The sequence below is a fragment of the Trichocoleus desertorum ATA4-8-CV12 genome (assembly GCA_019358975.1).
Lineage (GTDB): Bacteria > Cyanobacteriota > Cyanobacteriia > FACHB-46 > FACHB-46 > Trichocoleus > Trichocoleus desertorum_A.
This window is the reverse complement of the sequence record JAHHIL010000047.1, coordinates 14,322-36,914: the sequence shown is the minus strand read 5'-3', so window position 1 is coordinate 36,914 and position 22,593 is coordinate 14,322. Positions and strand designations below refer to the sequence as shown.

15 protein-coding genes are annotated in these 22,593 nt (G+C 49.8%); 9 read left to right on the top strand and 6 right to left on the bottom strand.

Features of this window, described 5'->3' with window-relative positions; genetic code table 11:
* Nucleotides 1–13: 13 nt before the first annotated feature.
* Complete coding sequence (locus KME12_22485; GenBank protein MBW4490557.1) at nt 14–1,102, bottom strand: hypothetical protein; 1,089 nt, start codon at nt 1,100–1,102, stop codon at nt 14–16.
* Nucleotides 1,103–1,402: 300 nt separating this feature from the next.
* On the opposite strand from KME12_22485, the gene KME12_22480 reads away from it, so the two are divergent.
* Nucleotides 1,403–2,194: a WecB/TagA/CpsF family glycosyltransferase gene (locus KME12_22480; GenBank protein ID MBW4490556.1), complete on the top strand. Its 792-nt coding sequence runs from the start codon at nt 1,403–1,405 to the stop codon at nt 2,192–2,194.
* Between the two features lie 60 nt (nt 2,195–2,254).
* Nucleotides 2,255–3,079, top strand: a complete 825-nt coding sequence (gene ftsE / locus KME12_22475; GenBank protein ID MBW4490555.1) for a cell division ATP-binding protein FtsE — start codon at nt 2,255–2,257, stop codon at nt 3,077–3,079.
* 54 nt (nt 3,080–3,133) lie between these two features.
* Here ftsE and KME12_22470 read toward each other — a convergent pair whose 3' ends face one another.
* The 3 genes from KME12_22470 to KME12_22460 form a co-directional block, all read right to left on the bottom strand.
* On the bottom strand, nt 3,134–4,264 hold the full coding sequence (locus tag KME12_22470; GenBank protein MBW4490554.1) for a HEAT repeat domain-containing protein: 1,131 nt from the start codon (nt 4,262–4,264) through the stop codon (nt 3,134–3,136).
* A 58-nt stretch (nt 4,265–4,322) separates the two neighbouring features.
* A complete protein-coding gene (locus KME12_22465; GenBank protein MBW4490553.1) occupies nt 4,323–6,236 on the bottom strand; it encodes an ABC transporter ATP-binding protein in 1,914 nt (637 codons plus the stop codon).
* A 95-nt stretch (nt 6,237–6,331) separates the two neighbouring features.
* The gene (locus tag KME12_22460; protein ID MBW4490552.1) at nt 6,332–8,743 is read right to left on the bottom strand and encodes a response regulator; all 2,412 of its coding nucleotides are present in this window, start codon (nt 8,741–8,743) and stop codon (nt 6,332–6,334) included.
* A 355-nt stretch (nt 8,744–9,098) separates the two neighbouring features.
* Between KME12_22460 and KME12_22455 the strand changes: the two genes are divergently transcribed.
* From KME12_22455 to KME12_22425, 7 genes are all read left to right on the top strand, one after another.
* Nucleotides 9,099–9,614, top strand: coding sequence for a 5-formyltetrahydrofolate cyclo-ligase (locus KME12_22455; protein ID MBW4490551.1), 516 nt, complete (start codon nt 9,099–9,101; stop codon nt 9,612–9,614).
* Between the two features lie 55 nt (nt 9,615–9,669).
* Nucleotides 9,670–11,136 carry an ATP-dependent DNA helicase gene (locus tag KME12_22450; GenBank protein ID MBW4490550.1) on the top strand — a complete coding sequence of 489 codons (1,467 nt, stop codon included), beginning with the start codon at nt 9,670–9,672 and terminating at the stop codon, nt 11,134–11,136.
* Between the two features lie 502 nt (nt 11,137–11,638).
* The gene (gene fbp / locus KME12_22445) at nt 11,639–12,706 is read left to right on the top strand and encodes a class 1 fructose-bisphosphatase (GenBank protein ID MBW4490549.1); all 1,068 of its coding nucleotides are present in this window, start codon (nt 11,639–11,641) and stop codon (nt 12,704–12,706) included.
* 69 nt (nt 12,707–12,775) lie between these two features.
* Nucleotides 12,776–13,921 (top strand): transaldolase, encoded by a 1,146-nt coding sequence (gene tal / locus KME12_22440; GenBank protein MBW4490548.1) that lies wholly within the window; start codon nt 12,776–12,778, stop codon nt 13,919–13,921.
* A gap of 210 nt (nt 13,922–14,131) precedes the next feature.
* Nucleotides 14,132–15,661 (top strand): glucose-6-phosphate dehydrogenase, encoded by a 1,530-nt coding sequence (locus tag KME12_22435; GenBank protein MBW4490547.1) that lies wholly within the window; start codon nt 14,132–14,134, stop codon nt 15,659–15,661.
* Nucleotides 15,662–15,749: 88 nt separating this feature from the next.
* Complete coding sequence (gene opcA / locus KME12_22430; GenBank protein MBW4490546.1) at nt 15,750–17,132, top strand: glucose-6-phosphate dehydrogenase assembly protein OpcA; 1,383 nt, start codon at nt 15,750–15,752, stop codon at nt 17,130–17,132.
* Between the two features lie 83 nt (nt 17,133–17,215).
* On the top strand, nt 17,216–18,604 hold the full coding sequence (locus KME12_22425) for a cobyrinate a,c-diamide synthase (GenBank protein ID MBW4490545.1): 1,389 nt from the start codon (nt 17,216–17,218) through the stop codon (nt 18,602–18,604).
* On the opposite strand, the gene KME12_22420 is transcribed toward KME12_22425, so the two are convergent.
* On the bottom strand, nt 18,601–19,110 hold the full coding sequence (locus KME12_22420; protein MBW4490544.1) for a Crp/Fnr family transcriptional regulator: 510 nt from the start codon (nt 19,108–19,110) through the stop codon (nt 18,601–18,603). The genes KME12_22425 and KME12_22420 overlap by 4 nt on opposite strands.
* Before the next feature lie 124 nt (nt 19,111–19,234).
* Nucleotides 19,235–22,282 (bottom strand): HEAT repeat domain-containing protein, encoded by a 3,048-nt coding sequence (locus KME12_22415; GenBank protein MBW4490543.1) that lies wholly within the window; start codon nt 22,280–22,282, stop codon nt 19,235–19,237.
* Nucleotides 22,283–22,593 lie beyond the last annotated feature (311 nt).

The window sequence follows — 22,593 nt, the reverse complement described above, 5'->3', positions numbered from 1 at the left end:
TTAACCCTTTAATTCACTTAAAGTTCAATAAATCTTCTAAGACTATTTGATCAAAAAAGTAAGAAATATGTGTTTCCCCACTAAGCTGCTTAGACAAGGGTGCTTTGAAACGTATCAAATTACTTTTGAATTTTTGATTATTTTCTGACTTAGGAATGGGAGTTTTAGTACATAACCAGTCTTGTTTTGAGTAATAATCATTCCACTCTTGAACTGTGCTGCTATTGAGGCATTTAGTAGTTTCTTCAGTTACCCACTGAGCTTTATAGGAATATAGCTCCATTAATCCACCTAGACTGACAAGACGAATGGGTATTTGAGTTGGGTTGTAGTAGTCAGCCAATAGGTCAACAGCGATCGTTACTCCATGACTATGTCCTACAAGAGTTACTTTTTCATAGTCTCCATGCTTCAGGACATCATCCAACATCATTTTAATTCTGAGCCTAATGCGGTCTCTAACGCATCCTACTTCAAGCTCGGCTTCGTCCTGAAGATAACGAGTCGTAAAGTCAATCTGATTAACTAGAACACTTACAGGTGTAGGTAACAAGTTCAGAAGAATACTGGCAATCACCCATCCTGACCAACCTCCCATCCTTTGACCTATTTGGCCTAGTGTTGTTGCCCAATCAGGTGGAAGAGGAAAGCCAAGCGTATCTGGGGCTTTCCCAATTGCTGTTAACGTTACAGCCACGATGCCGTAGTACCAAAGCACTACCAAGAACATCACAATCATGAGTTGAAAAAATAGAACTCTTGACTGTTTCGCCATGAGCCAAAATTTAAATGTAAAACAGTAGATAAAAAGATAAAGTCCTCTAACAAGTTGCTCTTTGGGAGTTTTTTCTCCCAGTTTCTCCATTAGATCTAACCAATAAGCCTCATAGATATCTATAGTTTTTTCTTCATTACTCTGAGAGTGAGCAATAAATCTTTTCCCTGTTTGCCCAGCAATTTTAATTGGCTCTCTTTCTATATCAACTCTGTAATTCTCTAGCCGACTGGTTAGGCCAATCGTTAACAATTTATCTAAATAATCATCTTGAGCCTTGGCGAAGAAGCCAGGAACTAGGATGACTGCTTCTTTTGCAGTTGACATCGCTCGTCACTCGATAAATTCTTATCTAAAATAATGCCAATTTTCCCTAAAGTCTCAGAGATCACATCTCAAGAGAACTTTTAATATCCGATCGCCTTAACAGTACAGTATTCCTCAGTATGTGCATCTGTAAAACGTATTAAAATTTACTTGGCTCGTAATTTATCAGGATTTGCTGCGATCGCGCTCGTAATGGGTAGTTGAGGTGAAAACTGCTAGAGCAGTAGCAATTAGTAGCGCTCTGGGCTAGAGTGCGGTAGAATTTAGCGCCTGAGAGAGCTACTCAACGACCATTACTAGATGCGTGAGGCAGTGCAAGTGCGGTCTATGTCTGAAGCACCCAAACCATTTCCTGTACTGGGGCTCCCAGTTCACCTATCGAATGACTATGCAGGTTGGCTGTCAGCCCGTTTGCAAGAAAGACGGGGAGTGCATGTCGTCACGCTCAATGCCGAAATGACCATGCAGGCAGAAGACTCCCCTGCTTTAGCTAACATTATTCGTCAAGCAGAACTAGTGATTCCCGATGGGGCTGGGGTGGTGCTGTACCTGCGATCGCAAGGGCGACGGGTAGAACGGTGCCCAGGCATTGAACTAGCAGAAGCACTCCTCCAAAAAGCAGGACAAGCGGCAGAACCCTGGCCCGTGTTCTTTTATGGTGGGGCTCCCGGCGTGGCGGAAACTGCGGCGAGACGGTGGCAAGAGCAGGTTCCAGGGTTGGCGATCGCGGGAGTTCAAAATGGTTTTCTCTCTGCTGACGCTCAGCCAGAGTTTCGGCAAATGCTACAAACCTTGCAACCTCGCTTAATTTTTGTCGGTTTGGGCGTGCCTCGCCAAGAGTTGTGGATTGCAGAGCATCGCCACCTTTGCCCGGAAGCAATCTGGATTGGCGTAGGCGGTAGCTTTGACATTTGGGCAGGAGAGAAATCGCGGGCACCTGCTTGGCTGCGGGATAACCATTTGGAATGGGTCTATCGGTTATATAAGGAACCTTGGCGGTGGCGACGGATGCTAGCGTTACCAAAATTTGCAATTCGAGCCCTAATTTATCGTTTCACCCAAAGACATCCCGTCACTCAGCGAGTACCATAATCTCTACGTCACAATCACGCTACGTCACAATCACGCTGCTCAAAGGCACTGTTTTCCTCTATGCCCCAGGTTTTGAACGGCAAATCTCCCCAGGCTGCTGCTAGCGGTTCGGGTTCTTCAGTTAGCGATGTCTATGCCCACCTTCAGACACCGCTTAGTGACACTCAGCCTCAAGTCACAACTCAGGCTACGAAAGGGCCTCAACCCGCAGCGACCACGCCCATTATCCAGTTGCAGAGTGTCACGAAAACTTACCCCAATGGCAGCCGTGGCTTGTTAGGTGTGAATCTGGAAGTTAAGCGGGGCAGCTTCTTGTTTGTAACTGGCCCCTCTGGTTCTGGCAAGACTACTTTTTTGAAGTTGCTCTATGGGGCAGAACGTCCCAACCAGGGTGATGTGGTTGTAGATGACTACAATTTGTCGAAGCTGCGGGGCGATCGCCTGTCTCTGCTGCGGCGGCGGATTGGCATTGTCTTTCAAGACTACAAGCTGATTCCTCGTCGGACTGTGGCTGAAAACGTGGCTTTTGTTCTGCAAGCCCAAGGCTATACCCGCAAGGAAATCCAGCGACGGTTGCAACCCACGCTGCGGATGGTCGGTCTGCAAGACAAAGCCGACTGCTTCCCTGATGAACTGTCTGGAGGAGAGCAACAACGGGTGAGCATTGCCCGTGCGGTTGTTAGCACCCCACCGCTACTGCTGGCCGATGAGCCCACAGGTAACTTGGACTCAGAGAATTCTTGGCAGGTAATCAAGATTCTGAAGAAGCTGAACAGCATTGGGATTACCGTAATCGTCACCACTCACGATGAGCAACTGGTGCGGATGTCTAACCATCCCGTCGTACAAATCAAAAACGGCAGGCTCAGCACCGTAAAATCTTAGTGATTTAGTGGCGGCTGTCGTCAACATAATAAGACGTACAGACCCAGTGAGAACCTAAGGCCATTGGCGGCGATAACGGGCGATCGCGTCTTTGGCTTCTGGAGTCCCAATTTCAGCTAAAGCTTTGGCGGCACTCTGACTGACTCGTTCTACTTCATCTTTAAAGGCTTCGATCAAAGCGGGGACAGCGATTTCCGCATGTTTGCCCATCAGTTGTAGGGCATGAGCCGTACTCGCTCGGACTGAGGCATTTTCATCTTGCAACAGCGGCATCAGTAGCTCCGCGATCGCTGGGTTCTCCGGCTCGATCTCTCCCAAGGCTTTTGCTGCCGTTGCTTTAACCTCAACGGATTCGTCTTCCAAGGCCAGAATCAAGCCAGGGACAGCGGCTTTCGCGATAGGACCGAGACCTTGCAGCGCTTCGGCGGCAGCTTGACGGAGACCCGCGTCTTCTTGCCGCAAAAAATCGATTAGGGTGGGAATAGCAGCCTCGGAGCCGATTTCTCCAATTGCTTCAGCGGCCCGTCCCCGGAGATTTTCATCATCTCGTTGGAGTGCTGTGAGTAAGTGCGGTAGGGCAGCTGCAGCTCCAGGCCCAATGCTACCCAGCGCCGAAGCTGCGTAAACCTCAATGTCATGCCAAAAGGCATCGATTAGGTAAGGGACGGCGGGCTCGGCTTCGTCCCCAAAGCACTGAATCGCGATCGCGGCATCTTGACGAACTTCTGCTTCTTCGTCAGCTAAGCCTGCGATCAAAATTGGCAGCACTTCCTCTACAGGAGCTAGCTCACCCAGCGTTGACATCACGGTAGAACGGACAAACCAACAGCGGTTATTGACGGCTCCTGCCAAAGCTGTAAACACCTGTTGTTTCGTCGAAGGGGGAAGGTCAAAGCGCTCCACCATCGTAGAGATGCCTCTAGCGGCACTATTGCGGACCCGATCGTCATCATCCTCTAGGTTCTGGATTAAGGCGGAGACTGTGGAATCGAGGTTGATTTTGCTCAGGGAGGCGATCGCACTGTCCCTCACCGCCGCAGAGCGATCGTTGACAGCTTTGATTAAAGCAGGAACCGCTGCTTTGGCGGTGGCACCATGTTCACCTAACATTTTGGCAGCGTCAGCCCGAACCTCAACAGCTGGATCGCTGAGGTTCTGAATCAACTCAGATATCGTCTCACTCATGGTCTTGGTCTCGCTGGCTGGAAAAGCAATTTGGTTGCAAGCAATGCTGAATTCGAGCTTACCCCACTGCGATCCCCCGCTCGACTTGGCGTTCTCGGATGCGTTCTAGACTACCGACTGGAATTGCTGCAATCAACTGACGAGTATAAGGCTGTTTCGGTTCGCGGTAGATGATTTCCGCAGGGCCGATCTCTTCAATTTTGCCGCGATTCATCACCATGATGCGATCGCTCATAAACTTCACCACACTCAAATCGTGAGAAATAAAGATGTAGGTGAGGCCAAATTCGCCTTGCAGTTCTTTCAGGAGGTTCAAGACTTGCGCCTGTACCGATACGTCTAAAGCAGAGACCGATTCATCGCAAATGATGAACTTGGGGTTTAAGGCCAATGCTCGCGCGATCGCCACCCGTTGCCGTTGTCCACCAGAAAATTCATGAGGATAACGGTGCATTAGTTGCGGATCTAAGCCGACCCGCTCTAGCAAATAGGCCGCTCGTTCTCGATTCTGCCGCTGATTGCCCCGGCGATGAATTTTGAGCGGTTCCATCACCGCTGCCCCAACCGTCATACGTGGATCAAGTGAACCAAAAGGGTTTTGGAAGATAATCTGCATTTCTTGCCGCAGTTGCCGCAAAGCTTTACCTTCCAAGCTGTGGGCTGGGCGGCCTTCAAACAGAATTTTGCCCTGGGTAGGCTCGATCAAGCGCAACAATGTCCGAGCCAGTGTGGTTTTGCCGCAACCCGATTCTCCCACCAAGCCCAAGGTTTCACCGGGATACACATCAAACGAGACACCATTCACGGCCATGACGTAGCGCTTGGTTTCCCCCCACACGCCTCGGACTGGGAATGCGACCTGTAGGTCTTGTACCGATAACAAAGGGGCTTGCTGTTGCAGTTCGGTGAGCCGACGGTCTAGGTCAAAATCACTCATTTCAGCCCCGTTCCGCACCGCTTGGAACATATCCGTGGGCTTTTCTTGGATGAGCGTCTCGCCGCTAGGGGTGGTCACCACTTCCATAAAGTCTGAGACTGTGGGGAGTAGCTGCAAACGGCGATCGGGTCGGGGACGGCAGGTGAGTAGGCTCTTGGTATAAGGATGTTGCGGACTAGAGAAAATCTGCCAGACAGAACCGTACTCCACAATTTTGCCCTGATACATCACTGCCACCGTGTCGGCAATGTCAGCAATTACGCCCAAGTCGTGGGTGATGAACATGATGGACATGTTGCGGCGATCGCGCAGTTCCCGCAGCAAATCCAGAATTGTGGCTTGTACCGTAACATCCAAGGCCGTGGTAGGTTCATCCGCAATCAACAAGCTGGGGTTGCAGCTAATCGCCATCGCAATCATCACTCGCTGAATCTGACCCCCAGAAAGTTCGTGGGGATAGCGGTCTAAGATGCTTTGCTTTTGCTGGTTAATATGACGATTTAGCTCAGCTTCACTAGGGGGATGTGCCAACTCACTTTGAGGCAATTCTTCTAAATAGCGCTGCTTGAGTTCTTCATCGCTGGGCAAGAGCTTCACTTCTTGCAAGAGGGCGATCGCTTGCCGCCGAGCCTCAGCTTCAGAAATGTTTTGGTGTAGGCGGATCGCCTCAGTGAGCTGAAATCCACAGGTATAGACTGGGTTCAGCGAACTCATCGGTTCCTGGAAAATCATGGAAATTTGGTTGCCCCGATAGGTGCGGCGATGGCTAGGAGGCACTTTGACCAAATCGATCGCGCCCGTATCGCTCTCTGCCCCTTGGAACCAAAGTTCACCCCCCGCCACTCTACCCGGTGGAGGCACTAGGCCCATCACTGCCAGAGAAGTGACGGATTTACCTGAGCCTGACTCTCCGACAATCCCTAAGGTTTGTCCGCGCTTGACCTCAAAGGAAATTCCATCTACTGCTTTAATCAACCGTTCATCGGTTTGAAATTGCACGTGCAAGTTGTGAACGTCAAGGATGCTATCAGTCATGGAGTCGTAGGCCACAGGCTTACTGAATCTAAATAGAAAATTAGCTGGATCATAACAACACCGAGGGATGGATGGTGACGGTTTGGTATTGTTTTTTAGTGCGTCGTCAGTACAACCCGTAAGTTTTGCAGGAGTTCTTCTGAGGTGTAGGGCTTGGGTAAAAAGCTCTTGACGTTGCTGCTATTGACAAACTCAGTCATCGGGCAATGGGAGATCAGCCCACTGACGCCAATAATCTTGACTTGGGGATTGATCTTTTGCAGTGTCCGAATTGTGGTGGGGCCATCCATCGACGGCATCATCATATCCACGAGCACCACATTAATTTCGCTTTGGTGCCGCACATACAAGGCGATCGCTTCCACACCGTCTTTAGCCGTCAAAACCTTATAACCGTAGTACTCCAGGGAAGTCTTGGTTACTTCACAAATCGCCTCTTCGTCGTCAACCACCAGTACAACTTCACCGTGCCCAGCTTTGAGTCCATCGTATTCAGTTGCGTTTGGTTTGAGGTCATAGGTTTGGGCGATCGGCAAGTACAACCTAAACTCTGTGCCTTGACCCATTTGGCTCTGAACTTGGACAAAGCCACCATGACCTTTCACAATTCCCACGACGGTTGATAATCCCAGACCTGTGCCTTGACCCACCTCTTTGGTGGTAAAAAAGGGTTCAAACACGCGATCGATAATAGAGGCAGGAATGCCAGTTCCTGTATCCGTGACGGTAACGCGGACATAAGGCCCGACCTTAGCATCAATATTGAGCTGAGCGTATTTCTCATCGAGCCAGATATTGCTAGCCGTAATCTTCAGCGTGCCTCCATCAGCCATAGCATCGCGAGCATTGATGCAGAGATTTAGCAGCGCTTGGTGTAGTTGGGTTGTGTCACCAGCCACCAGCCACAGGTTTGGGTCTACATTCGCCTTGACTTCAATCCATTTGGGAAAGGTTTCTTGAGCAATTTGTTTGATTTCTGTAATCAGATGCGACATTTGCAAGGTAATGCGCTTGCCTTCCACGCCCCTCGCAAATAAGAGGACTTGCTTAACTAAAGCAGCGGCTCGTTTGGTGCTGGCTTCCATCGTTTTTAGCAACTTTTGCCTTTTGTCTTCTGGCAGCTTTGTGGGCATGAGGAGCAGTTGGGCCGAGGACAAGATGGGAGTGAGCAGGTTGTTGAGGTCGTGGGCAATGCCGCTGGCTAGGGTGCCAATGCTTTCCATCCGTTGCGCTCGGAACGCTTGAGCTTCCAATTGTTTTTTGGCAGTGACATCTAGCAGCATGGCGATCATGCCCGTTACTTCACCGTTGGCATTGCGGAGTGGGGCGGTGGAGAGGTTGAGTTCTAGTAAGGAACCATCTCGCTTTTGGCGGCTGACCTCTTCGCCTGTAAAGGATTCCCCTTGCAACACACGTTGCATAAAGGTCTGAAATTCACCTTGCTTGGCAGTAGGCACGATGGGCAAAATTTCGCCCAAAACTTCTGATTCGCTCCAGTCAAAAATTTCCTGGGCGGCTGGGTTCCATAGTTGCACTCGACCTTCCGGATCAAGCACGACGATCGCCAAGGGAGAGGCTTGAATCAGCGCTTGTAGCATCTGGCTGGTTTCGCGTAACGCTTCTTCGTAACGTTTGCGAACGATTTCGTCGCGCTTCGCTTCGCTAATGTCTACGATGAACCCTGTCATCCGGACTACTTGCCCATCGCTGTCGGCAAAGAAATAACCCTTGCTCTCGACTGTGATGTAAGTGCCGTCTTTGCGTCCAACCCGAAATTCTTGTTGAAAGGGTTGTTTCGTCGTAATGACGCGATTGACTTCTACATTAAAGCGGCTACGGTCTTCGGGATGGATCAGGGTTACCCAGCGATCCAGTCCCCCTGCCAGTTCCTCTAGGGAGTAGCCGAGAATTGAGGTTAAGTTGCCACCATAGGTTACTTCGTGGGTCTGCGAATTCCAGTCAAACAGGATTTGGCCGCTGGCCTGAATGATGGCTTCGTAACGATTTTTCCATTCAGTTAGCTCCGCTGTGTGAAGACGCAGGTCTGCTTCAACCCGCTTACGCTCAGCTATCTCTTGTTCTAGCTGAAGATTCTGGGCTTGCAACTGCTTTGTCAACTGCCGCAAGTTGAGATGCAATTTCACTCGTGCCAACACTTCTTCGTGTTGCAGCGGTTTTGTAATGTAATCAACAGCTCCTAAATTTAAGCCTTTTACCTTATCGACGGTTTCGGTCAGGGCCGTCATGAAGATGATGGGAATGTTTTGAGTAGCCTGATTCAACTTCAAACGATGACAAGTTTCAAAGCCATCAATTTCTGGCATCAGCACATCGAGCAGGATTAAATCTGGAGAGGCATACTCAGCGATCTGTAGGGCGCTTTCACCGTCCTCAGCAATTAAGACCTGGAACCCAGCATCAGCCAGAAAATTAAATAAAACTCCTAGATTAGCTGGAATGTCATCCACGATTAAGATGACACCTTCCTCGGTAGTATCAACGCTCATCGATGCCTCTTGTTCATACCCTGTGATGAACGCTTGAATTTGTTGAATCTAAGAGTTTTTGCTAGACTGCTCAACTACACTATTCCCCATAAAACTGATCGCAACTCAAAGAGCAGCGGCTTGATACCTCTCTAGGATGACAAACTCCTTAGTAAAGCGTCTTTTGTGCAAACTTTATTTACTAATATCAGGGCTGTTGATTCGAGCTTGGCGACTTCAGAAATGCTTAGAAGCGATCGCCGTTGTAGAGGCCAGTCGCCAGTAGTAGTAAAGGAATCAAATCGTGAATCTTGGGCCGAACTCTTCAGTTGAAAAGGCAGAATTACGACTACTTTTATTGCAACAACGCCGAGCGATGACAATGGAGGATTGGCGAGCTAAAAGCGATCGTTTATGCCACCACCTACAAGCAGCTTCTCTATTGACCGAGGCCAAAACCATTTTGGCTTACTTCAGTTTTCGCCAAGAGCCAGATTTAACTCCTCTGATCAATCAAGCTAGCGATCGCGTTTGGGGTTTTCCTCGCTGCGTCGGTAAATCGCTGATTTGGCATGTTTGGTCCCCCACCAGCAGTTTGCCTTTGCAATCAGGAACCTACGGAATTACTGAGCCTCATCCCGACTGCCCGACTTTAGCAGCTGATCAAGTTGATTTAATTTTGGTGCCTGCGGTGGCTTGCGATCGCCAAGGCTATCGGTTGGGGTATGGAGGCGGCTTTTACGATCGCCTTTTAAGTGATCCTGCTTGGGCCACCAAGCGCACCATTGGGATCGTGTTCGACTTCGCCCGCTTACCCCAGTTACCTGCCGATGCCTGGGATCAATCTCTCTCAGCAGTTTGCACCGAAACTGGTCTGTTTGCTGTACCGTAATAGCCTCAAGGCGAGTTTGGGCATGCTAAGCCAGGGCGCGATCGCGAGCAGAGCCATGAACTCAGTCCAAGCAACTACCTGCAACCAAGCCCAGCAAACCTTAGAAACAGTTTGGGGTTATTCGTCTTTTCGCCCGCCGCAGGGTGAAATTGTGCAAAGCTTGTTGGCTCAGCGAGATTCTCTAATCATCATGCCGACGGGTGGGGGGAAGTCAATTTGCTTTCAACTGCCTGCCCTACTGCAACCTGGTTTGACGCTAGTCGTCTCTCCTTTAGTAGCGCTGATGGAAAACCAGGTACAAGAGCTACAAAAACGCCGTCTGCCTGCGGCTTTACTCCACAGTGAACTGCCGATTCGACAGCGCAAACAAACGTTGTGGGCACTAGAACAACAAAAGCTGCGTTTGCTGTATCTCTCGCCAGAAACCTTGCTAAGTCCCGCTGTTTGGGAAAGACTGTGCCAACCAGCCTTGAGAATTAATAGTTTGGTTTTGGATGAAGCTCACTGCTTGGTGCAATGGGGTGAAAGCCTTCGACCCGCTTACTATCGCCTCGGTGCCGTCCGTCCAGCGCTGCTAAAGACAAAGCCTCCAGGCACTCGGATTGCGATCGCCGCCTTTACCGCTACGGCTGATCCCCAAACTCAACAAGTTATTCAACATAGTTTGCAATTGCGGCAACCGCAGGTCTTTCGCTGCAATCCCTACCGCGATAATTTACACTTGTTGGTCAAAACCGTTTGGACTCCCAGAGATCGCAAACAGCAACTCTTGCAGTTCATTCAAGCGAGAGCACAGCAAGCAGGTTTAGTGTATGTCCGCACTCGGCGCGATAGTGAAAGTTTAGCCACTTGGCTAGAGCAAGCAGGTTATGCCACCGCTGCTTACCACGCCGGGTTGAGCCCGGAGGAGCGTCGTGCCATTGAGCAAGCTTGGTTGCACGGACAAACCCAATTTGTGATTTGCACCTGTGCTTTTGGCATGGGGATCAACAAGCCAGATTGTCGCTGGGTAATCCACTTTCACGTTCCCTTCCTATTGTCAGAATACGTACAGGAGATTGGCCGAGCGGGACGAGACGGAGAACCCGCAACAGCATTGACATTGGTGAGCGAACCCACAGGATGGCTGGATTCTGGGGATAAACAACGTCGTCAATTTTTTGCTGATAAGCTGCGATCGCAACAGCAAACGGCTAGTCAGTTAATCCACAAACTCCCCCGCCAAGGCACCGTAGAAGCGGTATCACGGCAGTTTCCCGACGGGGCGATCGCGCTTTCTCTATTGCAAGCTGCTGGACAACTGCGTTGGCAAGACCCCTTTCATTACGCGATCGTCTCTACCAGCCAGAATTCTGCTGCTTCGAGCCAACTTCAGACTCAAGTAATGGCTCAAGCAATGGCTCAAATGACGGATTATTTAGGCACTCGGCAATGTCGGTGGCAGTTTTTGTTAAGCGCTTTTGGCTTCGCATCAGAGGCAACTAGCTTTCACTGTGGGCACTGCGATCGCTGCAAAGTCTAAACAACCTGGCTTTTCTGAATCTAGAATCTCAACCGTAAACCTCTGGGTTTTGTATCAAGGTTGACTGTTGTATATCCCACTGCATCGCTTAGCATCGGACAATCTCGATGAGACTGCTATCCGGTAGTCCCAGTGGCTAAAGGCTAGTTAAAAGCTAGTTAGAGAATTCGCTCTCTAGAATAGAAGTAAGAGAGGTCAGTGACTGCTCACCCCTAGGTTTATGAAGTAAGTTTACGACAAGGGATAGAAGCGATAGAAATTGCAGTAGCCCCTACACCTGACAACAAGATTAGAGAAACACGGTTGCAGCTGACCGGAATGGATTCTCCTAGCGATCGCCCTCTCAGGGGTGACACTGTGAATACTTTCATCTCAGTTTCTGTAGTTTACCTAAAGTCAGATTCCAGTTTGGGAATCCCTCTCTAAGATAGAAGGCAGAAATAGCCAGGTTTTGAACTCAGTGAGTTCTTTACTAATACTCACTAGATCAGGAGGAGAAGACGTGGTTGATACTCAACAACCTTTGGCTCAGGAAGAACATAGCCTGGATCGCGATTGCACGACCTTATCCCGCCACGTATTACAGCAATTACATAGCTTTTCCGCCGACGCTCAAGACTTGAGTGCCATCATGAATCGGATTGGCTTAGCTGCAAAGCTGATTGCTCGTCGTCTCAGTCGTGCTGGGTTGATGGAAAACGTCCTGGGAGTTACAGGAGACATCAATGTCCAGGGAGAAACCGTCAAGAAGATGGATGTCTATGCTAATGATGTTTTCATCTCTGTCTTTAAGCAAAGTGGGTTAGTCTGTCGCCTCGCTTCTGAGGAAATGGAAAAACCCTACTACATCCCTGAAAACTGTCCCATTGGTCGCTATACGCTCCTTTACGACCCCATTGATGGTTCATCCAATGTAGACATTAATATCAATGTGGGTTCTATCTTTGCGATTTGCCAACAGGAAGGAGAAGATGACGGTACAGCCAGCGACCTACTCCAGAGCGGACGGAAGCAGATTGCGGCAGGTTATGTGCTCTATGGCCCTAGCACGATGCTGGTCTATTCGATGGGTAAGGGAGTGCATGCGTTTAACCTTGATCCCAGCTTAGGCGAGTTTATTTTATCGAACGAAAACATTCGCATTCCAGATCACGGCTCCATCTATAGCGTCAACGAAGGCAACTTCTGGCAGTGGGAAGAATCGATTCGGGACTATATCCGCTACATGCACCGTCACGAAGGTTATACAGCTCGTTACAGCGGCGCTTTAGTTGGAGACATTCATCGCATCCTATTCCAGGGTGGTGTGTTTCTCTATCCAGGCACCGTGAAAAAGCCAGAAGGCAAGCTGCGGTTGCTGTATGAGTCTGCTCCTCTCGCCTTTTTGATTGAGCAAGCCGGGGGGAGAGCGAGTGCTGGCACTCAGGACATTCTGGATGTGGTGCCTGACAAGCTGCATGCCCGCAGCCCTCTGTTCATTGGCAGTAAAGAAGATGTGGCGCTGGTCGAGTCTTTTATTCAGGAGCGCGATCGCGAACAAGACGAAAGGTTGATGGCAGCCAAACGATAACTAGCTACCCTAAGCCTCAACGCACAAGTAATTTTCAGGAACTAAATCAGGAACTAAATAAGGACTGTTATGACTACAAACCATTTACTAGAAATCAAAGATCAAGGTCAGAGCATCTGGATGGATAACTTGGCCCGTGATTTGATTCAATCCGGTGAACTGAAGCGATTGATTGAAGAGCAAGGCATCCGGGGACTTACCTCTAACCCAGCTATTTTTGAGAAAGCGATTATCGGTAATGCCATGTACGATGCCGATATTGAAGCAGGAGTGCGGGCTGGCAAGCCTCTGCAAGAGATCTATGAATCGTTGATCTTTGATGACATTCGGAATGCTTGCGATATCTTTCGCGCTGTGTACGATGAGTCCGGTGGCCTGGATGGCTACGTCAGCATTGAAGTTCCTCCCACGATCGCCAACGATACGCAAAAAACCATCGAAGAGGCCCGTCGCTACTACCGCGAAATTGGTCGTGAGAACGTCATGATCAAGATCCCCGGTACCGCAGAAGGTCTACCTGCCGTTGAGCAAGTGATCAGCGAAGGGATCAACGTCAACGTCACCCTGTTGTTCTCGGTTGACAGCTACATCGAAACCGCTTGGACTTACATTCGGGGTCTAGAAAAGCGAGTTGCTGCGGGTGGAGACATCAGCAAACTAGCGTCAGTTGCCAGTTTCTTCCTCAGCCGCATTGACATCAAAGTGGACGAGGCCATTGATAACCAACTGAAGGCAGGGGTCGATCGCCTCGAAAAAGAAGCCAAGCTCAGAGCGGTGAAAGGTAAAGTCGCGATCGCCAACGCCAAAGTTGCTTATCAAGAATACAAAAAGATCATCCAGAGCGATCGCTGGCAAGCTTTAACAGCCAAAGGCGCGAATGTGCAACGTCTGCTGTGGGCGAGCACTGGAACGAAGAACCCCGACTACAGTGATGTCATGTATGTGGATGGTCTAGTGGGGCCTGACACCGTCAACACCCTGCCTCCCAGCACCATTGATGCCTGTGTGGATCACTGTGATGTCGCGAGCCGCATTGAAACTGATGTAGACCAAGCGTATAACCTGATTGAAAGTCTGAAAGATCCCGACATCGATATCGACCTCCACCAAGTCATGACCGAACTGTTACACGAGGGGCTTGATAAGTTCGTTCAACCCTTCCATTCGCTGATGCAGGCGTTGGAAGAAAAAATCAATCTTCTCTCTCCTGTGTAGAGCAGGGTTGGTGCTTAGCTTTTAGCGGTTGGCAGTTGGCTTTTCGGTTTAGCAACTGAAGACAGCGCCAGAGGCAGTGTCAGCTCTCTTCGCTAAAAGTATTGCGATCGCTCCAGCCAATGGCTAAAAGCTAAGTGCTAAAAGCTAAACTCCAACTGCCTAAGTGCTAATTACTAAGTTTTAACTCATTAATTCATTGCCAATTCTAATATGGTGACTTTGCTCGAAAATCCTCTGCGCGTCGGTTTGCAGCAGGAACGAATTCCTGAACCCCTGATTATGGTTATTTTTGGTGCCTCAGGGGATTTGGCGCAGCGCAAGTTAGTGCCCGCTATCTATCAACTCAAGCGAGAACGGCGGCTACCTTCTGAAATGACTATTGTTGGGGTGGCTCGTCGGCCTTGGAGTCACGACTACTTCCGCGAGCAAATGCGGGAAGGGATTGATCAGTTCTCTGATGGGGTGGGCTCAGAAGAGGCTTGGCAAGATTTTGCTCAAGGCTTGTTTTACTGCTCTGGCGATATTGATGATCCAGACAGTTATCTCAAGCTCAAAGAATTTTTAGGGGAACTTGATGGCAAAAGAGGCACCAGAGGCAATCGAGTTTTCTACCTAGCGGTTGCTCCCAAATTCTTTGGTGAAGCGATTCGGCAGTTGGGCACAGCCAACATGCTGACCGATCCCCAGAAAAGCCGCTTGGTGATCGAAAAACCCTTTGGGCGGGACTTAGGCTCGGCCCAATCTCTCAACCAAGTAGTGCGTCAGGTTTGCAAAGAAGAGCAGGTCTACCGCATCGACCATTACTTGGGTAAAGAAACCGTTCAAAACCTCCTTGTGTTTCGCTTTGCCAACGCTATTTTCGAGCCATTGTGGAACCGTCAGTTTGTCGATCACGTACAGATCACAGTTGGCGAGACGGTAGGGGTTGAAGATCGGGCGGGCTACTACGAAAGCTCTGGGGCGCTGCGGGATATGGTGCAAAACCACCTGATGCAGCTGTTTTCACTCACGGCAATGGAAGCTCCTAACTCTCTTGATGCCGACAGTATCCGCACCGAAAAAGTCAAAGTGATTCAGGCGACGCATTTAGCCGACGAGCATAACCTAGAGTTTTCCGCGATTCGGGGGCAGTACACAGCCGGATGGATGAAGGGCAAGCAAGTTGCGGGTTATCGCGAAGAGCCAGGAGTTGATCCCAACTCGACCACGCCGACTTATGTCGCCATGAAGCTAGTAGTAGATAACTGGCGCTGGCAAGGCGTGCCCTTTTACTTGCGAACTGGGAAGCGGTTGCCCAAGAAGGTCACAGAGATTGCTATCCAGTTTCGGGAAGTGCCATTTTTAATTTTCCAGTCGGCCACGCAGCAAGTAAACCCCAACGTGTTGGTGCTACGAATTCAACCGAATGAAGGGATTTCTCTGCGCTTTGATGCCAAAATGCCAGGGCCGAGCTTGCGGAGTCGCTCAGTGGATATGGATTTCCAATACGGCTCTACCTTTGGCGTTTCTAATGCTGATGCTTACAATCGCCTATTGCTGGATTGCATGATGGGGGATCAAACCCTGTTTACCCGCGCGGATGAAGTGGAAGCAGCTTGGCGAGTCGTGACTCCCGCCCTAACAGTTTGGGAATCTCCCACTGACCCCACCTCAATCCCTACTTACGAAGCGGGTACGTGGGAACCAGCCGAAGCCGAATTGTTGCTGAACCGTGATGGCAATCGTTGGCGGAGGCCGTAGTTTTTTGGTAGCCAGCATCGAGAGCACTGAACTACATCTCTAACCTCAAAACGCTGATTCCTGAACCCTAACTACCCCAATAAATCCTATGGCTAAACAGTCTTCTCCTGTTGTTTCTCTGCAAGCTCCCAAAGATGTTTCGCTCAGCGAAATTGACGGGGAACTTGGTAAGATTTGGCAAAGTTATAGTGCTACAGGTGATGATGGCTCCTTTCCTGTGGCGACGAGGGCCGCTACTTTTAGTTTGATCGTTTATGAACCGGAGGAAACTCAGCACTTACTTGCTGACCTCGGTTTTTATACGGGGCCGATTGATGGCATTACTGGTCCTCGCATGGAAGCAGCTCTGAGGACAGCCCAGGAAACCTATGGTTTACCTATTACAGGCAAAGCCACTTCCGAAATACTACAAAAGTTGCAGGAGGAACTCACCAAAAAGCGTACGAGTGCTGCCAGTGGTGAATCTTCCTCGGTCAGCCCTTCCTATGCCAGAGATGCTAGAGGGGCAGGGGTGGCAGATGCGATCGCCAGCCAAAATCCTTGCCGCATCATCGCTCTATTCCCCGTTTCTGGAGAAGATGAAGGGGTGACAGCTCAAGTTTCTGCTTACTGCCCCGTGCAAAAGCAAAGCCGCAGTACTTTGATTTGTTGTGAGTACATTACTCTGCGAGGTACAGAAATAGCGCTAGACCGATCTAGTAGTTTGGTTTCTTCTTTGTTGATTAGTGACCTGCCAAAGTTTCTGTGGTGGAAAGCGACGCCTGAGCCTAACCAAGACTTATTTAGGCAGTTAGCAGGTTTTTCTACCTGTGTGATTGTAGACTCCAGCACTTTCTTGGAAGCAGAAACTGGCCTGCTCAAAGTCCAAAGCCTTCTGGAACAAGGAACTCATGTGGCTGACCTGAACTGGCGACGGCTGGCCCCATGGCAGGAATTAACTGCGGAGGCTTTTGACCCCCCGGAGCGTCGGGCTGCCTTAACAGAAGTCGATCGCGTCACCATTGACTACGAGCAAGGAAATCCGACCCAAGCTTTAATGTTTCTAGGTTGGTTAGCAAGTCGGCTCCAGTGGCATCCCGTCTCTTATGAGTACGAAGGAGGCGACTACGATTTGCGGCGAGTGCGGTTTGTTGCGGCTGATCAGCGCCCGATCGAAGCAGAATTAGCAGGAATGCCCACGGCTGATTATGGGGATGTGGGAGGTGACTTGATGGCCCTGCGTCTTACTTCGACGAATCTTAATGCTGATTGTTGTACAGTGCTTTGCTCTGAAACCTCTGGTTGTATGCGGATGGAATCGGGGGGCGGTGCCCAAGCCTGCCGAATTCAGCAGGTTTCATCCCTATTGGACCAGAAAGCAGAGAATCTGCTCAGTCAACAACTTCAAAGTTGGGGTCGGGATGCACTGTACGAAGAAAGCCTAGCCGTGTCAGCTCAAATTGCTAAATTGCAGGAGCGTTCAGCCGAGTAAATACCTGAGTTAGTTTATTAAGGTGTTAGCAAGATCATCATGGGGTGATTTCTGGCTAGCACCTTATTTTTTATGGTTCAGTTATGGCTTTGGCGATCGCGGGTGAAAGAAGTGGGGTTGGCAAAACCACGGTGACTTTGGCGCTGTTGGCAGCATTGCAGCGGCGAGGGTTGCAGGTGCAATCTTTTAAGGTCGGTCCAGACTACATTGACCCGATGTTTCATGCGCGGGTAACGGGTCGGGCTTGCCGCAACCTTGATCCGGTTCTTACTTCAGAAGCTTATGTTCAGCAATGTTTCGCCCGTCATGTAGCTGGGGTGGATTGTGCCTTAGTTGAAGGGGTGATGGGCCTATTTGATGGTGCCAGTGGGTCAGAAGATTGGGCCAGCACAGCTCATATTGCCCGCCTGCTCAATATTCCAGTTTTGTTGGTGCTCGATTGCAGCCGTTTATCGCGTTCTGTCGCCGCGATCGCCCACGGATATCGTTCTTTTGATCCGCGCCTTCAATTGGCTGGTGTGGTCCTAAACCGAGTGGGCAGCGATCGCCATTTAGAACTGTTGCAGTCAGCTTTGGAGCCGCTCAATTTGCCGATTTTGGGAGTATTGCGTCGCCAAGCAGAGATCACCATCCCCGACCGTCATCTCGGTTTAGTCCCTACCGGAGAGTTAGATCAGTTCAACTCATTAATCGACAGACTCGCTGACTTAGGCGAAACCTGCTTCAATTGGTCAACCCTGTTACCGTTGCTCAATGCGCCATCTTCTCAGCTTTCTGAACAGAGTCATGGTCAAGACCAAAACTCGTTTCCGCAGCCTCAAGTGCGAATTGCCGTGGCTCGCGATCGCGCCTTCAATTTTTACTACGCCGATAACTTAGACTGTCTGGAACAACTAGGTGCGGAACTGGTTCCTTGGAGTCCTCTGAGCGATCCTCATTTGCCTACAGGAGCGCAGGGGCTTTATTTGGGTGGCGGCTTTCCTGAAGTTTTTGCTGAGCAATTGGCAGATAATGCCTCTGGACGAAATGCGGTACGAGCAGCAATTCAAGCGGGGTTGCCCACTTACGCCGAATGTGGTGGGTTGATGTATTTGTGCCAGCAGATTCAAGGGTTTGATCAGCAATCTTGGCCAATGGTTGGTATTTTGCCGACTACCGCTGTGATGGGAGGGCGTTTAACTCTGGGTTACCGACGAGCGATCGCGCAACAAACCAGCCCCTTAGTCACGGCAGGAACAATGGTTTGCGGTCACGAATTTCACCGCTCCACCTTAGCTGCAACCACGCCCCAACCCCTATTTCAAACTTGGCGCTATGATCAATCGTCGCAGGAAGCACCCAGTCTGGAAGGCTGGCGATCGCATCAAGTTCATGCGTCTTATCTGCATCTCCACTGGGGTAGCCGACCCGAATTAGCCGCTCAGTTTGTGCGTTCCTGTGCTCAATTCCAGCAATCCATCGCGAAAGCTTAGTAGGAAGAGGGCAGACGGTTATCTTGCAAACTGTTCACGTGACGATTGTACAAAGACAGTAACTTTTGATTTTCGGCGTCTTGAGCGTTAATCCTCTGATTTAGCTCCCGAATGCGGCGGGACAACAGCCGAATAATATTGAGGGCGATGCCAGGAGTCTCATCAATGGCGTCGTAGAGCTGCTGCTGCGTCAGAACCAAGCACTCACAAGTCTCCAGGGTTGTAACTGAAGCTGAACGCGGCTCGGCATCAAACAAAGACATTTCCCCAAAGCAAGCGCCTTTTTCTAACTGCGCCAAATCCTGATTGCTTAGATGCACCCGAACTCGACCAGACACCACAATGTAAAGCGATCGCCCCTCCTGCCCCTCTTTAAAGATGGTGTGCTTTGTCGGAAAAGAGAGCTCATCCATAATGGAGGCTAACCTAACGAGAAAATCATCCCGTAGTTCCTTAAAGATAGGTACTCCTCGAACAAAAAGCAGGCGATCGACGCTGGTTAACATAAAGTTTAGGGTACGGATGAGTTCACATCGGGCTTAAGTTGAAATAGAAATTTAGTGAGAAAACAGAGGGCTAAAAGACGGCTGTAAACGTTGTTAATTGCCTTGAGTTTGGATAGGTAGAAGGTTAAATAGGCTCAAATCCCGCTATATCCGAAAAGTTGGTAGGCTGCTCCGGGGGTTTGGAGCCGTTGGGGTGCGCTTTAGGAGTCGCTAAGCCCAATTCTGCCATCATCTGCTGGACTTGAGCCGCTACCAGTCGATCTGGATCGTTAGTCAGCTTGGGCAAAAGCTCTTTGAGGGCTCTAGGAGATGCAACCTGCAAATAAGTCAGGACGGCCTCCCGGACATATCCCGTGGGGTAGCGCAAACAAGCTAGAATTTGCTCGGATGTGAGACTCCAGCGAGCCTGACGCGCTAAATGAAAACAGCAGGCTAAAGGCCAGTCGGGTAGAAAATAGCGCAAATCTAACAGGTAGCGCAGGCGATCGCTAGCACTCATCGGTTCATAGACCACCATACTCGAAAGGCTTTGCAGCTTATCCAATTCAGGGCGGCGATCGAGCACACTCAACAAAGCGCGTTTATTGGCAATATCCAAAGTATTGTCTAAGATCTCCAAGCCCTGAGCCACACTAGAAGGCGAGGCGGATTGCAGGTTGAGTGCTGCTGCCTGAATCGCTTCTAAGGGATACAACACCTTCATCAGCAAAAATAGGCGCTCTACTGCATCGGTATGCACATCTTCTAACGCCCGACGCAGTAAATCTGCTTCTCCGCCTAAAATCTGCTCAGAATTGAGATCCACTAAGGCAGCATAGAGCTGTCCAATAAACAGCATTTCTTGATCAATCAGGGTTTCTACCCCACTCCGTCCCAAGCGATCGGAGATGGCATCAATACCCTGCTCATGGGGAATTTTTAACAAAATTCTTAGAACGTTACGTCGAGTGGCTCCCCAGGCGGTCATCAAATGAGCCACTAGCACGTCTAAAGCTTTGTGAGTGCCAATTTGACCGATCGCACTCCAAGCCTGCATGCGGACTAAGTCTGGTTTATGACTATCCTCGGCTAAGTCCACCAACAAAGGAATGGCTTCATCCTCCAGCCTGACCAGGGCTCGCATAGCTGCTTCACGAGTCGATTTGTAGTGCAAGCCCCGTAGTAGCGAAGGATAGTATTCATCTAAATGGGTGGCAGCGATCGCCTCCAGCAAAGCACAACGGACTCGCAAAGATTCATCTTGCAACAAGTTGGGGATGTAAAGCCGCAGCGCTTGGAGATAAACCGCCTCACCCAAAGCGCGACAACCCATCACCCGTTCGCGCTCTTTTTTGTGAGTCAGCATTTGCCGCAACGTATTGGTAGCCTCCGCCTTCTGTCGAGGGGTGCCTCGCCGCAACATCAGAGATGCCGCCGTACCTCGCACCACCGGATCAACTTCTGGGCGCAAGTAAGGCCGCAATTGCCGAATATCAGGTTCTCGTTCTGTGAGCCAGATGTAGCGCAACGCCACTGCCAGCACTTCGGGGAACAAAGGTTGCTCAATTAAAGCTCTAATCTGACTGAGATAGGCTTCATTGGGATACACCAACATGGCCTCTAAGCTCTGACGCTGCAAGGCGGGCGGCAGATTTGCGATCAGTGGAGCCAGCGCGTCACCTACATTCTGCGGATCAATCTGGCTCAGTAACTCAATACAAGAGCGCTTGTCTGCTTCTGTGCCAGGGCGATTGAGCGTTTCAATCACAGCTCGCTTCAGCTCCCGCAAATCTACATCAGAAATGCTAAGTTGCCCTCGCTCTGCTCCCACCACCAGGAGCCCTACATAGCGGCTACGCAGCAGCCAAACAGTAAAGAGCCAAATGGCTGCCAGAATAATGATTTGGGCCAAAAAGATCCAATCTCGCAACTGGATGGCAAGATCCGTATTTTTGTAAAACCAGATAATCCCTAAAATACTGAGTCCCGTTAGGCCCGTCGCGATCGGTTCAGCGATTCCTCTCACTAGAGACTGTAGCCCGCTGCGGACGCTCTCAGGTAAGGCTTGAAAGAGGACAGGCCCTGTACTGGTGAATAAGGTATAGTGCAGCAACTCATCCAGAAACTTGAGGATTACTAAGCCTACAAAAAGGGGCACCAGACCCGTCATGGAAAAAGAGCCTAAAACAATAATGGCGATCGGTAAAACCATGGCTGCAGTAAACACTCCAATCCGCTCAATTACGCGACTAGAGGCAAACCACTGCGTTGCCAATTCAAAAACGCCTAGCACCCCATTAAAAAGGCCTAAAAAGCTAGCAATGCCACCAACCAATCCCTGCGCTGATAAATTTTGGTTTTCTAGCTGACTGAGAAATTGGAAATCTACAAGCAGAAATAGCACCTGCGCCATCATAAAGAAGGCGAATAGCAAAACTACATATCGCCGCAACGGCCCTTTCAGCCGACGAGCCGTAAGTTGGTCGGGATGAGCTTCCTCTAAGCGTCTGCGGGGAGCCTCTGGAAAAAACTGATTGTAACTTTGGCTCAAGTAGAATAAGACGCCTGCTCCGATCGCCATAACCAAGCAGGCAATCAAGATTACATCTGCAACTTTGATAAAAGACAGGAGAAATGGCAACGAGAAACCACTAATGACATCCGCCACCAAAACTCCACTACTAATGAGTGGAAATGTTCGTTTAATTTCACGAATATTAAAAAGTTGGTTGGCCGTAATTGAGGTGTTGAGATCGTTAAGGACGTAAATCGCCTCTAGCCAGAGCCGCATCAACAAAACTGTCAGGCTGAGAACGGTAAGGCTGCCAATTGTGGCTCCATCCTCAACATTGAGACCGAAGCGAAATAAGAGTAAGGGAACTGCCATTAATAAAGCAGTTAAAACAATGACGCGGCGTAGCGGTAGGATGCGCTGCATCCAAGAATAGAGAAATCCTAATCCTGAACCAATCCCGGCGCTAGCAATATAAATCCAAGGTAGCTTATCGGCTCCGTACTCTTTTAAGAATAAAGCGACTGTACTTGCTTCTAACCAGAGCAACCCGATAGAGGTTGTGGTGTAAAAAGCAAACATCAACATCGTACGCTCGCTCTCTTCTGGGCGGAGATTGACCCATCGCAGTAGCTTTTGGCCAAGGCTATTTTTAGCAAGCCACCGATTTTTTAGCGTCATGTAGCGTTGATTTCCTCTATCGCAGCCTGGTTGAGTTGATTCTCATCTAAACATGCTTTATCACTCTCGTTCCCCTGAATCTGTTACAGCAAGTTTTGTTTGCCAGGGGCGCGGATTGAGATCTTCTGTAAGGTGTGGAACCCATTCCCGAAGCTTTTATCCATGATCCTGATGCAAGATGGGCAAGAGGGGGTTGAGAGTAAGGGCATGCTTAGAGATTACACGACTGGAGCCAAGGTCGATGGATGACACTGACTGACCAGTCTTTTACCAAATTTGAGCAGAACCGCGTTCTCTCTAGGGTGCCCAAA

Coding starts and splice junctions, on each gene's coding strand:
- KME12_22485 (MBW4490557.1), bottom strand. CDS start 1,102: ATGTCAACTGCAAAAGAAGCAGTCATCCTAGTTCCTGGCTTCTTCGCC.
- KME12_22480 (MBW4490556.1), top strand. CDS start 1,403: ATGCGTGAGGCAGTGCAAGTGCGGTCTATGTCTGAAGCACCCAAACCA.
- ftsE (MBW4490555.1), top strand. CDS start 2,255: ATGCCCCAGGTTTTGAACGGCAAATCTCCCCAGGCTGCTGCTAGCGGT.
- KME12_22470 (MBW4490554.1), bottom strand. CDS start 4,264: ATGAGTGAGACGATATCTGAGTTGATTCAGAACCTCAGCGATCCAGCT.
- KME12_22465 (MBW4490553.1), bottom strand. CDS start 6,236: ATGACTGATAGCATCCTTGACGTTCACAACTTGCACGTGCAATTTCAA.
- KME12_22460 (MBW4490552.1), bottom strand. CDS start 8,743: ATGAGCGTTGATACTACCGAGGAAGGTGTCATCTTAATCGTGGATGAC.
- KME12_22455 (MBW4490551.1), top strand. CDS start 9,099: ATGACAATGGAGGATTGGCGAGCTAAAAGCGATCGTTTATGCCACCAC.
- KME12_22450 (MBW4490550.1), top strand. CDS start 9,670: ATGAACTCAGTCCAAGCAACTACCTGCAACCAAGCCCAGCAAACCTTA.
- tal (MBW4490548.1), top strand. CDS start 12,776: ATGACTACAAACCATTTACTAGAAATCAAAGATCAAGGTCAGAGCATC.
- KME12_22435 (MBW4490547.1), top strand. CDS start 14,132: ATGGTGACTTTGCTCGAAAATCCTCTGCGCGTCGGTTTGCAGCAGGAA.
- opcA (MBW4490546.1), top strand. CDS start 15,750: ATGGCTAAACAGTCTTCTCCTGTTGTTTCTCTGCAAGCTCCCAAAGAT.
- KME12_22425 (MBW4490545.1), top strand. CDS start 17,216: ATGGCTTTGGCGATCGCGGGTGAAAGAAGTGGGGTTGGCAAAACCACG.
- KME12_22420 (MBW4490544.1), bottom strand. CDS start 19,110: ATGTTAACCAGCGTCGATCGCCTGCTTTTTGTTCGAGGAGTACCTATC.
- KME12_22415 (MBW4490543.1), bottom strand. CDS start 22,282: ATGACGCTAAAAAATCGGTGGCTTGCTAAAAATAGCCTTGGCCAAAAG.